Source organism: Pseudomonas sp. W15Feb34 (assembly GCF_023127765.1).
GTDB lineage: Bacteria > Pseudomonadota > Gammaproteobacteria > Pseudomonadales > Pseudomonadaceae > Aquipseudomonas > Aquipseudomonas synxantha_A.
In genome coordinates this window covers 36,897-49,314 of record NZ_SPKN01000035.1, presented here as the reverse complement: position 1 = coordinate 49,314, position 12,418 = coordinate 36,897, and the positions used below count along the sequence as shown (strand labels likewise).

Here is a 12,418-nt window from a genome sequence, read left to right as displayed (position 1 = left end):
CCTGTCACGCCGGGGGTCGCGGGTTCGAGTCCCGTCCGCTGCGCCATATTTTCCAGGTTCGATGTGTCGGGCTTGAGATTGAACAACCCAGGTTGATCGATCAGATGTTCAAAGGTGGTTGAGGGTTTACGCTCAATCAGCCAAGCGATACGCAGCGGTAGTTCAGTCGGTTAGAATACCGGCCTGTCACGCCGGGGGTCGCGGGTTCGAGTCCCGTCCGCTGCGCCATATCTGCCTCAAGGCCCACTGAACGCCTTGAAGCACAAGAAAGCCACTGGCTGACTTGATCCGATAGCAAAGACCCTGGTCGAAAGATCGGGGTTTTTTGTGTCTGGCGTTTGAAAAAACGTCATGGTGTTTGTGACATCGTCCTCATTTATAGGCAAGCGGCTGACAGATCGTCTCGATCTTGTCGGCCGTTTTGCGTTGTTGTGTCAAAAAATTTCAATGTGGTTATTTGCCGCAGGCGCAGAAACCTTTAAAGTTAACCCTTCGGTCAACTTTGCACTGTCATCATGGCCTTTTGATTCGTCGTAAAAAGGGCTTCTGCAAGTCTCGATATTCGGTGTACTTAACCATAAGGGCGGATTTATAACCGCTCAGAGGATGATCCATGTCCAACCGTGAAATAACCCGGCGCTCGTTCCTCCAGGGCGGCCTGGTGGCGGGTGTGAGCGTCACGCTGACACCGCTGAGCACCCAGGCGCTGGCTGCCCTGATGGAAAACAGCGTTACCGTGCCGTCCGAAAAATGGCTGGGCAATAACGGCAAGGCGCGTCAGCGTAACGATGCGTTGTCCAAAGTGTGCGGCAGCAAAGTCTTCGCCCGCGACATCCGCTCCAAGGACATGCCCGGCTGGCCTGCGCAGCAAGGTCACGCCATGCTGCTGAAAACCATCAAGGCCGACCATATTTATGCGGGCTACGACCTGGCGTGGCTCGGCGCCGATCTGCAGCCGGATCGTATCGTCACCGCTGCCGATCTGGACAAGGACGGTATCGTTTTCCCCGAGGAACATGCTCCGGACCCGCTGCTGCCTGAAGGCAAGGTGCCGATGTTTATCGGTCACCCGGTGGCGATCCTGATCTGGAACGATTTCGAGCGTTTCCGCCAGGCCAAGAACAAACTCAAATTCAACGACAAGGCGATTCGTTACGGCGCCAAGGTGCCGTACTACGAAGGCGACCCTTACGGTAGCTTCCGCTATGTGCGCGTTGGCGGCCCCACCTCGGCCGATGAAGACGAATTTGCCAGCCTCAAGGATTCGATTCTGTTTCCGATGCTGAAAAACCGTCGCCCGGTATGGAATTCACAACCGAATCTGCACGGCAACCTGACCGAGCGCGGTCTGTTCTACGCCGACCGCATGAAGAGTCAGATCAACACACCGCCGGACAACTGGCTGGTGTTCGACGAGCGCTACAAGACCCCGTCAATCGAGCCGGCCGCCATGGAGCCGGACAACGGCAACGGTTGGTACGATCCGGCAACCAAGACCCTGCACTTCGTGGTGGCCACCCAGTGCCCGTTGGAGGTGGCCACCGAGACTGCGAAAATGATCTCGCCGTCGCGCTTCGGCCTGGGCAACCTGAACATGCACCCCGGTTACACCGTGGGGTACGGCTCCAAAGACCACAACATCTTTGTCTACTACGCCGCCCTCGCGGCGTTGTACGGTGCCGGCGTGCCGGTGCGTCTGGCCAATGACCGTTACGAGCAGTTCCAGAGCGGCATCAAGCGTCATCCGTTCGATATTCGTTATCAATTGGCTGTCGACAAGAACGATCACAGCTTCAAGATCTTCCTCGCCGACATGAGCGTCGACGGCGGTGGCCGGATCAACTACAGCCCCTCGGTCGCAGCAGTAGGCGCCACGGCCGCACAGTCGATCTACTACATGCCGCAGAACGACCTGCAAGTCACCGCGTATCACTCGCGGGGCGTTGAAGCCGGTTCGATGCGTGGTTACGGCACCCTGCAAAGCATGGCCGCGACGGAAATGATGGTCGACGAAATCGCCGGTCGTCTCGGTGTGGATGCTATCGAGTTGCGCCGCAAGAACGCACTGCGTTCGGGCATGAAAAACACCCAGGGCGCCATTCCTGCCGGTGCGTTGCGCCTGCACGAAATCCTCGACAAAGCCTCTGTGCACGAGGTCTGGAAAAACCGCGACGCGATCAAGCAACAACGCGAAGCCGCGGACCCGGATAACTGGTACGGCGTGGGTTTTGCTATCTGCCAGAAAGACTTTGGCACTGGTTCCGAAGCTCCGATGGCCAGTATCGAATTCAGCGCTGACGGTCGCATCAGCCTGCGTCATATCGGTATCGAAATCGGCACCGGTATGTCTACCTCGCAATCGCTGGTCGTTGCCGATTTCCTTGGCAGCCCGGCACACGAAGTGAAGACTGGCGAAACAGAGTGGAAGGAAATGCAGCTGATCACCAGCGGCAACCCTTACATCATGAGCCAGGCCGAGCAGGACAACCTGCTGCGCAACCCGCGCTGGGTGGGCAAGCTCGCTTCGGCGTCTTCGGCCACCAACTCGGCGTACTACTTCAGCCACGCCACCCGTGAAGCGGCGCGCGTGCTGTTCAACCATGGTTTGTGGCCGGCGGCGCTGGAGATCTGGCGTCAGGGCCCGTTCGGCGGTCAGGCCAACCCGTATGTGGTGCGCCGCGAAGATGCGCATTGGGTCGACGGCAAGCTCACCGCCAACGGCATGCAGCCGCTCAGTTTTGAAGAATTGGCCAAGCGTGCCCACGAGCGCGGCCTGGTCACCGCGGCCACTGTGCACGGTTTCAACCGCTGGAGTTGGGCCGAGGCTGAATACAGCATCGACGGCGTGCGTGAGCGCCTGCCGCTCGACGGCCTGGCCGTGAAGTACGGCGACGGCGCGCCAAAAGCCAAGCAGGCACTGATGAGCACTGCCGGCTTCCATCTGCTGGATCGCCAGAACATCAGCTACCCCGCGACGCAGTTGAACAACGCTGCCGTGACTTACTACAGCCCGGTCGCCACATTGGTCGAGCTGAAGGTCAATAAGGGCTCGGCGCAGGTGGAGGTGCTCAATCACCATTCGTGGATCGAGTGCGGTCGCGTGTTGGTTGAGGAGTTGGTCAAAGGTCAGCTTGAGGGCGGTGTCGCCATGGGCATCGGCCACGCATTGATGGAGGAAATGCCGCTGTATGAAGGCGGGCCGGGGGAGGGTGACTGGAACTTCAACCGTTACCGTCTGCCGATGGCGCGTCACGTTGCCGTGTGGAAGCAGACGTCGGAGATTTTGCCGGCGCTGTCGCCGAGCGATCCATCCAAGGGTATCGCTGAAGTGGTGATGATCCCGATCGTCGGGGCCATCGGTAATGCCGTGGCGCACGCCATCGGTAAACGTGTTCGCGACCTGCCAATCACTGCTGCGCGCATCAAGGAAGCCCTCAATGCCTAACCGTCCGCTTCAACTGACCCTCAATGGTCAATCCGTCGGCCCAGTGGACATCCCTGATGACCTGCCGATGATCGACTACCTGCACGAATACAAAAACCTCACTGGCTCGCGTCTTGGCTGCGGCCAGGGTATTTGCCACGCTTGCGTGGTCATCGTCGACAACCCGGACGGCACCAGCGAAGAAGTGCGCACGTGCATCACCGGCGCGCATTACTTTGAAGGCAAGCGAGTGCGCACCATCGAATCCCACGCCAAGCGCGATGAGTCGGGGCAGGTCATCGAACTGAACCCGATCCAGCAGCGCTTCGTGGATGAGTTTGCGTTCCAGTGCAGCTACTGCGCGCCGGGCTTCGTCAACGCAGCGACCGTGCTGGTGGAAAAGCTGCAGCGCCAGCCGACCGTACACAGCAAACTGGAACAAGTCATCGAGGACAGCCTTGGGCATCACGTCTGCCGTTGCACCGGGTACGTGCGTTATTACAACGCTACTCGCAACGTGCTGACCGATCTCGGCCTGGTCAAGGAGGGTTGAGCATGAAGCTTTTTCTGACCCGAATGACCCTGGCGGTCGGCCTGGCTGCGCCGGTGCTGTTTGCTCATGCCGATGATCAGGTCAAGCGCGGCGAATACCTGGCCCGCGCCGCCGACTGCATGGCGTGCCACACTGCAGCGGGCGGCGCGCCGTTTGCGGGCGGGCTGCCGATCGTCTCGCCGTTCGGCACGATCTACGGCACCAACATCACGCCGAGCAAAGAGCACGGCATCGGCTTGTACAACGATGACGAGTTCTTCGCTGCGCTGACGCAAGGCAAGCGTCGCGATGGGGCGAATCTGTACCCGGCGATGCCGTACACCTCCTACCACCTGATGCCGCGCGAAGATTCGGATGCGATTCATGCGTACCTCAAAACCATCGAGCCGATCGAGCGCGCAGGGCCGGTGACGAGCCTGAGCTTTCCGTTCAACGTGCGCCTGGGCCTGATGGGCTGGAATGTGCTGTACGGCAAAGCGCTGAAACTGGAGCCGACCGAAGGTAAAAGCGAAGCCTGGAAACGCGGCCAGTACATGGTCGAAGTGCTTGGTCACTGCGGCGAATGCCACACGCCACGCGGCCTGCCGGGCGCGATGGAGCTGGACAAGCGCCTGACCGGCGGCATCCTCAATGGTTACCTGGCGCCCAGCCTGCTCGCCACTGACCTGGCTGCGCGCGGCTGGAATGAACAGGACTTGGCCACATTCCTCAAGCACGGCATGAGCGCCCAGGGCACGATGTTCAACGAGATGTTCCCGGTGTTCCACAACAGCACCCAGGGCCTGAGCGATCAGGACTTGGCCGCGATGGCCACGTTCCTGCTGGGCGATAACCCGCCGGCCGCCAAAGCGCTGGTCGACGTGCCGGTGGATAAACTCAGCCAGAGCGCTCAGCGCGGCCGCCAGGAATACCTGAACGTCTGCGCCGGATGCCACGCCGCAGGTGGCGAAGGCAAGCCGCACATCGCGGTGGCCATGCGCGGCAACACCACGTTGCGACTGGAAGACCCGCGCAACCTGCTGCGTGTGATCGAGGACGGTATTGGCGAGCAGAAATTTTCCGGGTTCGAGCACATGCAACCGATGCCGGGGTTTTCCGAGAAGCTCAGTGCGCAACAGCTGACTGATCTGCTCAATTACCTGCGTCAAGGTTGGGGCGGCCAATCGGCTGAGCTGGCCGTAGGCGATGTGCAGAAGCTGCAAGCCGAGGCGCCTTCCGTCGAACACAAGGCGCATTGACGGCAGCGTGTGAAGCGCATAACTGGTGTGGGAGCGAGCAAGTCGCCCCCACACGGGTTGTGTTTACATTCCGAATTTATCGCGCAGCCCGTAGTACCAAGCCCCCAGCGCCGCAAACGGCGTACGCAACATCTGCCCGCCCGGGAACGGGTAATGCGGCAAGTCCGCAAACGCATCAAAACGCTCAGCCTGCCCGCGCAATGCCTCCGCCAGTACTTTGCCTGCCAGGTGCGTGTACGTCACGCCATGGCCGCTACAGCCTTGTGAGTAATAGATGTTGTCGCCAAGACGGCCGACCTGGGGCAGGCGCGACAGGGTCAGCAGGAAATTGCCGGTCCAGGCGTAGTCGATCTTCACGTCTTTGAGTTGCGGGAATGCCTTGAGCATTTTTGGCCGGATGATTGCCTCGATATTCGCCGGGTCCCGCGCGCCATACACCACGCCGCCGCCGAAGATCAGGCGCTTGTCACTGGTGAGGCGGTAGTAGTCGAGCAGGTAGTTGCAGTCTTCGACACAGTAATCCTGCGGCAACAGCGTCTTGGCCAATTCATCGCCAAGGGGTGCGGTGGTGATCACTTGGGTACCGCATGGCATCGACTTGGCCGCCAGCTCCGGCACCAGGTTGCCCAGGTAAGCGTTACCGGCAACGATAATGAATTTGGCCCGGACCCTGCCTTCGGCGGTGTGTACCACAGGGTTGGCGCCGCGCTCGATGCGCACCGCTGCCGATTGCTCATAAATCGTACCGCCCAGGGATTCCACGGCCGCCGCTTCGCCCAGTGCCAGGTTGAGCGGGTGGATATGCCCGCCGCTCATGTCCAGCAAACCGCCCACATAGTTGTCACAGGCCACCACTTCGCGGATGCGGCGTTCGTCGAGCAATTCCAGCTGCGTATGGCCGTAGCGCTCCCACAGGCGCTTCTGCGATTCCAGATGACCCATGTGCTTGCTGTTGAGTGCGGCAAATACACCGCCGTCCTTCAAGTCGCACTGGATCTGGTATTTAGCCACGCGCTCACGAATGATCTTGCCGCCTTCAAAGGCCATCTGCCCCAGCAACTGAGCCTGTCTGGGCCCGACACTGCGCTCGATCACATCGATATCACGGCTGTAGCTATTGACGATCTGCCCGCCATTACGACCCGAGGCACCAAAACCCACCTTGGCGGCTTCCAGTACCGTGACGCGAAAGCCGTTCTCCAGCAAAAACAGCGCGCTGGAAAGCCCGGTATAGCCGGCACCAATCACACAGACATCGGTTTCGACCTCACCTTGCAGCGTCGGGCGAGGTGGGGCTGCATTCGCGGAAGCGGCGTAATAGGACTGGGGGTAGGGGGTGTTCGCCATCCTGGAACCTCTGTTTTATATTTTTTACGAGTGCGGCGATCCTACCTGAGTTGAAAATTGCCTGCCAGCCACCTGGAAATCCCAGGTGTACCCGGCATAAATAAAAAATTCGCATATTCATAGGCTTAGCTGCAAAAAAGATGTTGACACCCCTCCGGAATTCCGTAGAATGCCGCCTCACAGCAGGCACGTAGCTCAGTTGGTTAGAGCACCACCTTGACATGGTGGGGGTCGTTGGTTCGAGTCCAATCGCGCCTACCAAACAAAATCCGCTCTGCTGGGCGGTCTAGAAGGGCTCACCGAAAGGTGGGCCCTTTTTTGTTGTCTGGAATTTGGGCAATAGCCATCCCTACACGACTCAAGGCGTGTATTCAGGTGTTTGAACGCTCGATCAGCAGAACAGCGTAGCCACCGACAGCAGGCAAATTATCTGGACGAACACCTGGCAGCGTATTTCGCCAAACGTGGTCGCCATATCACTCATTTGTCCGGCATACATAGCGCGAGCCCTCACTGTCGGTATAACACCGTGAACGAACTGCAGGTACACACAGCTGCATGATGGAGTATAGGTTCTGATTGAGAATCTACACGGTTGAACGATTTTGAGCTCCTCATCAGGTTGGCTGCGCGACTTTCCCCTTGAGGCCTGGACGCTTTCTCCTGATAGCGCCCGACCGTCGGCGCCATCCCCCCACAAAATTTATTGGTGTGCAGCAACAATTTTTCTTGTTGGACACTCCCGGTCTCCAGACAGCAAAGTTGCCGCCACTGACGCTCGACCTTCCGGGTCAACAATAAAAAAACCGAGCCGACTGCACGCCACTTCCAAGCTGTGAGCCCTTTGCCCACATCCTGCTGTTATGGCGCCGCAGCGCGCACTAAAGGACCTCTGTGCCATGCAAACAGTTGTGAACCTATGGCCGCTGATCGGCGTGCTTGTCATCGTGGTCGGCTTTGTATTGCGCTTCAATCCGCTGTTGGTGGTCACCGCCGCCGCCATCGCCACCGGGCTTGCCGCCCAGTTCCCGCTGGAAAAAATTCTCGCCACCATGGGCGATGGTTTCCTTCAGACTCGTGCCCTGCAATTGATTCTTTTATTGCCGCTGGCGGTGATTGGCCTGTTGGAGCGCCATGGCCTGCGCCTGCACGCGCAGAACTGGATCGCCCGCTTCGAGCGCGCCACGGTTGGGCGTTTACTGATCATTTATCTGTTTGTGCGTGAATCCACGGCCGCCATGGGGCTGACCAGCCTGGGTGGGCATCCGCAAATGGTGCGGCCACTGTTGGCGCCGATGGCCGAAGGTGCAGCGGAAAAACGCTACGGCAAGCTGCCAGACAAGCTGCGCCACAAGGTCTTGGCCATGTGTGCGGCCACCGATAACGTCGGGCTGTTTTTTGGTGAGGATATTTTTGTCGCCTTCGGTGCAATTGCGTTGATGCACACCTTCCTGTTGGGCTCGGGGATTGACGTGGAGCCGCTGCACATCGCGGTGTGGGGCATTCCGACGGCGATTTGTGCGTTCATCATTCATGCGATCCGGCTGCATCGCTTTGATCGACGATTGACCCGCGAAATGAGCCCGGCCACCACGTCCGTGGAGGCTGCTCAATGATTATTTCCATTCAATACCTTTATTGGCTCGCCGGTGTTCTGTTGCTGATCACTGCGGGCATGATCCTGCTCGATCGCACCCATCCCAAACGCTGGTCCAGCGCGCTGTTCTGGTTGTTGTTCGCCATACCGTTCCTGGTGGGGGAGCGTCTGCCCTCGGTGGCCATCGGCATCGGTGTGGTGGTGATGGCGTTGATCGCCGGCTTGGGTGGCGTTGGTCGCGGCCAGCACGCCGAATTGCACGTCAAGGCGTCCCGCGCCAGCGCCGGGCGCCTGGGCCACAAGTTGTTTATCCCGGCCTTGGCGATTCCGTTGACCACGGTGATTGGCTCGGTATTGCTCAAACACACCGAAATCGGCGGTGTGCCGTTGCTGGACCCGAAGAACACCACCTTCGTCTCCCTCGGCATCGGCTGCCTGATTGCTCTGGGACTGGCCTGCTGGCTGACTCGCGATACGCCGGTACAAGCCCTGCGCGAATCCCGTCGCCTGACTGAAGCCCTGGGCTGGGCCATGGTGTTGCCGCAGATGCTGGCGATGCTTGGATTGTTGTTCAACGAGGCCGGGGTGGGCACGGCAGTCGCCCACGTCACCACCACCTACATCAACCTGGACTACAAGCTGGTGGCGGTGATGGTCTATGTACTGGGCATGGCCCTGTTTACGGTGATCATGGGCAATGGCTTTGCGGCTTTCCCTGTGATGACTGGCGGCGTCGGCGTGCCGGTGCTGGTAGGGATTTATGGCGGCAACCCTGCGGTGATGGCGGCGATCGGTATGTTTTCCGGTTACTGCGGCACGTTGATGACGCCGATGGCGGCCAACTTCAATATCGTGCCAGCGGCGTTGCTGGAGTTGCCCGACAAGAACGCGGTGATCAAGGCGCAGATCCCCACGGCGCTGATGATGCTGGTGGTCAATATCGTGCTGCTTTACCTGTTGATGTGAGGTCACTATGCAAACTGTACTGCTGACGGGGTTCGAGCCCTTTGATAACGACCTGGTGAACCCGTCATGGGAAGCTGCACGCCAGTTGGATGGCGTGCAACTGGGCGAGGGTGTACGCATTGTCGCGCATTGCCTGCCCTGTGCATTTGCCACGGCGGGTGAACACCTGGCCCGATTGATCAGCGAGTTGAACCCGGCAATGGTGATTGCCACCGGCCTGGCGCCCGGGCGCAGCGAGATGTCTATCGAGCGTGTAGCGATCAATATCAATGACGCACGCATCCCCGACAACCTCGGGCAGCAACCGATTGATACGCCAGTGGTAGCCGGTGGCCCGGCTGCATACTTCTCGACATTGCCGATCAAGGCCATGGTCAAGGCGCTGCGTGACGCGGGGGTGGCGGCTGCCGTTTCGCAAACGGCGGGCACGTTCGTGTGCAATCAGGTGTTCTACCTTTTGCAGCACCGGCTGGTCGAGGCCGGGGTGCGCAGTGGGTTTATCCATGTGCCGAGCGCGCCGCCGGCCGACCAGCCGCCTTTGGTTGAGGCCTTGCGACTGGCGGTCTCGACGGCCTGGCTCACCCAAGCGGATGTGCGGGAAACAGGCGGGCAGGTGAGCTGACGGTCGGGCTGTGAATGGAGTCATTCGTGGGGCAACTTCGACTATAGTTCACAGGCGTATCCACCTTGGAAAACCATCATGATCAAGTACCCGAAGTTCGTATCTGTCGTGTTGTCCCTCGCGCTGTTTGCGGGTAGCGGTCTTGCCTTGGCCGATCCCGGTAATGGCAAGGGGCAGGGTAATAACCAAGGGGGGCAGGGCCAGGGTAACAAGGGCGGTCAGGGGCAGGGCAATAACAAAGGCAATAACCCCGCAGGGCAGGCCTACGACAAGCCCAAGGGCAAGGGCGGCTCAGGTGGTCACGGCCCCAGCGTTGACCGAGGGAGCGTATTGAATGTGCTCGGCGGTTATCGCGATTACTGGAGCCCAGGGCCTGCATTGCCGCCGGGGATCCAGAAGAACCTGGCGCGCGGCAAGCCGCTGCCACCCGGTATCGCCAAGAAACTCGATGGTCGCCTGCTGGGGCGGCTGCCTCACTACGACGGTTATGAATGGCAGCAAGTGGGAACCGATTTGATTCTGGTCGCCATCGCCAGCGGCATCATCTACGAAGTACTCAATGGCGCCTTTGATTGAGCGGAAAACCCCTCACGTCTCCTGCGCGGGGAAAAACAATTCAAAGCACGTCACGCCGTCTTCACTGCTGACGCCATACCGACCGTTATGCAGTTGCATGATGGTCGCCACAATCGACAATCCCAGTCCATTGGACTGGGATGAACATTCACGGGATTCATCCACCCGGTAAAAGCGTTCGAACAGCCTGGGCAAATGCTCCGCGGCAATGGTTGCACCCTGGTTGCTGACCTTGATGCAAGTGCCCTCGACTGTCGGGATGGCCTGGATGCTCAGCTCGGTGTTCGGCGCGCCATACTTGATGGCATTGGCACACAGGTTCGCCAGTGCCCGGCGCAGCAGCATCGGTTCCGCCCAGATCACACCTTCGCCCACGCCAACGATGTGCATACCCACATCACCGGCCAAGCCCTCGAAATAATCGGCGATGCGCTCCACTTCATCGGCTGCGTCCAGCGCCTGACGTTGGCGCAAGGCGCTGGCAGGGTCGGTGCGGGCCAGGAACAGCATGTTGTCGAGCATCCGTGCCAGGCGTTCAAGCTCTTCAACGTTTGAGGCCAGCAGTTGCTGATAGTCTTCAATAGTGCGGCTCTGTTGCAGCGCGACCTGGGTTTCACCGAGCAAGTTATTGATGGGGGTGCGCAGTTCATGGGCCATATCGGTGGACACCTGGCCCAGTTGAATAAAACCTTTGGCCAGCCGTTCAAGCATGGTGTTGAAGGCGTCAATCATCGGCAGCAGCTCCTTGGGCGCGCCTTGGCTGCCCAGGCGCTCGGCCAGGTTGTTCACGCCGATGCCCTGTGCGTGTCCGGCCAGGCGCCGCAAGGGCACCAGCCCACGGTGTACCAGCACATAACCAACCAAGGCGAGAATGACCGCCGCGATGCTGGCCAGGATAAAAACACTCAAGCGATAACTGGCAAGCATGGCTGTGCGTTCAGCCATCAGGCGCCCGACGGTGACTTGCAGGCTCCCCAGGTCACCGGTGTCGATGAAAGCCGCCACGGTGGCGAAGGGCACGCCATCTACGCCGGGCAAATGGTGTACGTCGGCGAGTCCAAGGGCGTGGTCTTTTGCCACGGCCGGCACGGCCGGTATTTGAATGTTGCCCGGGTTGACGAGCAATAACGGAGTCTGCCCAGGTGCAGCGATGCTCAGTACCGACTCACTGTTGCCCAGCATGTTCTGGAACAGCTGGGGCTTGGTCTTGATCAGCTCGCGGGTATTGCCGTCATTGAGCACGTTGCGCAGTTGGTTGGCGCGCGAGATCAGCGCGGCGTCGTCACGCTTGATCAGCTCACGCTCCAGCTCGTGGTATAGCGTCACGCCCAGGGTGGCCAGCAGGGCGAAGGCGAGCAGGGCAAAGATCAATGCCAGGCGCAGGGTCAGGGAATAATGGCGATCGAGCTTCATGGTTGGGTATCGAAGCGGTAGCCAATGCCCCGCACGCTGTGGATCAGTTTGAGCTGGAACGGGTCATCGATCTTCAGGCGCAGGCGGCGTACGGCAACATCGACCACATTGGTGTCGCTGTCGAAGTTCATGTCCCATACGCGTGAAGCGATCAGCGAGCGGGACAGCACCTGGTCCTGGTGGGTGGCGAACAGGTGCAGCAAGGCGAACTCCTTGTTGGTCAGGGTAATGCGCGTACCGGCGCGGGTCACACGGCGCTTGAGCACGTCAATGTGCAGGTCGGCGATGTGCAGCTGTTCTTCTTCGCGGCTCGGGCCACGTCGGTTGAGGGTGCGCAGGCGTGCGACCAGTTCGGCGAAGGAGAAGGGTTTGATCAGGTAGTCGTCGGCACCCAGTTCAAGGCCCTTGATGCGGTCGGCGATGTCATCGCGAGCGGTGAGGAACAGCACCGGTGTATCGGCCTCTTTGCGCAGGCGACGCAGCACTTCCCAACCATCCATTTTCGGCATCATCACGTCCAGCACGATCACGTCGAATGGTGTTTCCAGGGCCAAGTGCAAACCCTCTACGCCGTCGCGCGCCAGGCTCACCGAGTGGCCCAACTCCTGCAAGCCATTGAGCAGGTAATTGCCGGCCTTGGGTTCGTCTTCGACTACGAGGATGTTCATGGAAAGTGTCCTGC

Annotated in this window: 10 protein-coding genes and 2 tRNA genes; 9 read left to right on the top strand and 3 right to left on the bottom strand. The window is 59.8% G+C overall.

Annotated features, from left to right (window positions below):
- Positions 1-151: 151 nt before the first annotated feature.
- The 4 genes from E4O97_RS17085 (at position 152) to E4O97_RS17070 (ending at position 5,215) form a co-directional block, all read left to right on the top strand.
- Positions 152-228, top strand: a tRNA-Asp gene (locus E4O97_RS17085).
- 385 nt (positions 229-613) lie between these two features.
- Positions 614-3,445, top strand: a complete 2,832-nt coding sequence (locus E4O97_RS17080) for a xanthine dehydrogenase family protein molybdopterin-binding subunit (RefSeq protein ID WP_248161790.1) — start codon at positions 614-616, stop codon at positions 3,443-3,445.
- Positions 3,438-3,977: a (2Fe-2S)-binding protein gene (locus E4O97_RS17075; protein WP_005789732.1), complete on the top strand. Its 540-nt coding sequence runs from the start codon at positions 3,438-3,440 to the stop codon at positions 3,975-3,977. The genes E4O97_RS17080 and E4O97_RS17075 overlap by 8 nt, the downstream gene beginning before the upstream one ends.
- Positions 3,978-3,979: 2 nt before the next feature.
- Positions 3,980-5,215, top strand: a complete 1,236-nt coding sequence (locus E4O97_RS17070) for a cytochrome c (RefSeq protein ID WP_078821849.1) — start codon at positions 3,980-3,982, stop codon at positions 5,213-5,215.
- Between the two features lie 63 nt (positions 5,216-5,278).
- Here the strand turns inward: E4O97_RS17070 and E4O97_RS17065 are convergent, their stop codons facing one another.
- Positions 5,279-6,562, bottom strand: coding sequence for an FAD-binding oxidoreductase (locus E4O97_RS17065; protein WP_032880262.1), 1,284 nt, complete (start codon positions 6,560-6,562; stop codon positions 5,279-5,281).
- 184 nt (positions 6,563-6,746) lie between these two features.
- On the opposite strand from E4O97_RS17065, the gene E4O97_RS17060 reads away from it, so the two are divergent.
- The 5 genes from E4O97_RS17060 to E4O97_RS17040 all read left to right on the top strand — a co-directional run bounded on the left by E4O97_RS17060 (position 6,747) and on the right by E4O97_RS17040 (position 10,323).
- Positions 6,747-6,823, top strand: a tRNA-Val gene (locus E4O97_RS17060).
- Between the two features lie 638 nt (positions 6,824-7,461).
- Positions 7,462-8,178 (top strand): DUF969 domain-containing protein, encoded by a 717-nt coding sequence (locus tag E4O97_RS17055; protein WP_005789724.1) that lies wholly within the window; start codon positions 7,462-7,464, stop codon positions 8,176-8,178.
- Positions 8,175-9,125 carry a DUF979 domain-containing protein gene (locus E4O97_RS17050; RefSeq protein WP_032880266.1) on the top strand — a complete coding sequence of 317 codons (951 nt, stop codon included), beginning with the start codon at positions 8,175-8,177 and terminating at the stop codon, positions 9,123-9,125. The genes E4O97_RS17055 and E4O97_RS17050 overlap by 4 nt, the downstream gene beginning before the upstream one ends.
- Positions 9,126-9,132: 7 nt before the next feature.
- Entirely contained in the window at positions 9,133-9,747 is a 615-nt protein-coding gene (gene pcp, locus E4O97_RS17045; RefSeq protein WP_248161788.1) for a pyroglutamyl-peptidase I, read from the top strand.
- Positions 9,748-9,825: 78 nt separating this feature from the next.
- Positions 9,826-10,323, top strand: coding sequence for an anti-virulence regulator CigR family protein (locus E4O97_RS17040; RefSeq protein WP_248161787.1), 498 nt, complete (start codon positions 9,826-9,828; stop codon positions 10,321-10,323).
- Positions 10,324-10,335: 12 nt separating this feature from the next.
- On the opposite strand, the gene E4O97_RS17035 is transcribed toward E4O97_RS17040, so the two are convergent.
- On the bottom strand, positions 10,336-11,736 hold the full coding sequence (locus E4O97_RS17035; protein ID WP_248161786.1) for a heavy metal sensor histidine kinase: 1,401 nt from the start codon (positions 11,734-11,736) through the stop codon (positions 10,336-10,338).
- Complete coding sequence (locus tag E4O97_RS17030) at positions 11,733-12,404, bottom strand: heavy metal response regulator transcription factor (protein WP_032880272.1); 672 nt, start codon at positions 12,402-12,404, stop codon at positions 11,733-11,735. The genes E4O97_RS17035 and E4O97_RS17030 overlap by 4 nt, the downstream gene beginning before the upstream one ends.
- Positions 12,405-12,418: the final 14 nt, after the last annotated feature.

Bases quoted from the DNA above. Each gene is read 5' to 3' on its own strand.
- E4O97_RS17055 (WP_005789724.1), top strand. From the start codon at position 7,462: ATGCAAACAGTTGTGAACCTATGGCCGCTGATCGGCGTGCTTGTCATC.
- E4O97_RS17080 (WP_248161790.1), top strand. From the start codon at position 614: ATGTCCAACCGTGAAATAACCCGGCGCTCGTTCCTCCAGGGCGGCCTG.
- E4O97_RS17035 (WP_248161786.1), bottom strand. From the start codon at position 11,736: ATGAAGCTCGATCGCCATTATTCCCTGACCCTGCGCCTGGCATTGATC.
- E4O97_RS17040 (WP_248161787.1), top strand. From the start codon at position 9,826: ATGATCAAGTACCCGAAGTTCGTATCTGTCGTGTTGTCCCTCGCGCTG.
- pcp (WP_248161788.1), top strand. From the start codon at position 9,133: ATGCAAACTGTACTGCTGACGGGGTTCGAGCCCTTTGATAACGACCTG.
- E4O97_RS17065 (WP_032880262.1), bottom strand. From the start codon at position 6,562: ATGGCGAACACCCCCTACCCCCAGTCCTATTACGCCGCTTCCGCGAAT.
- E4O97_RS17030 (WP_032880272.1), bottom strand. From the start codon at position 12,404: ATGAACATCCTCGTAGTCGAAGACGAACCCAAGGCCGGCAATTACCTG.
- E4O97_RS17050 (WP_032880266.1), top strand. From the start codon at position 8,175: ATGATTATTTCCATTCAATACCTTTATTGGCTCGCCGGTGTTCTGTTG.
- E4O97_RS17070 (WP_078821849.1), top strand. From the start codon at position 3,980: ATGAAGCTTTTTCTGACCCGAATGACCCTGGCGGTCGGCCTGGCTGCG.
- E4O97_RS17075 (WP_005789732.1), top strand. From the start codon at position 3,438: ATGCCTAACCGTCCGCTTCAACTGACCCTCAATGGTCAATCCGTCGGC.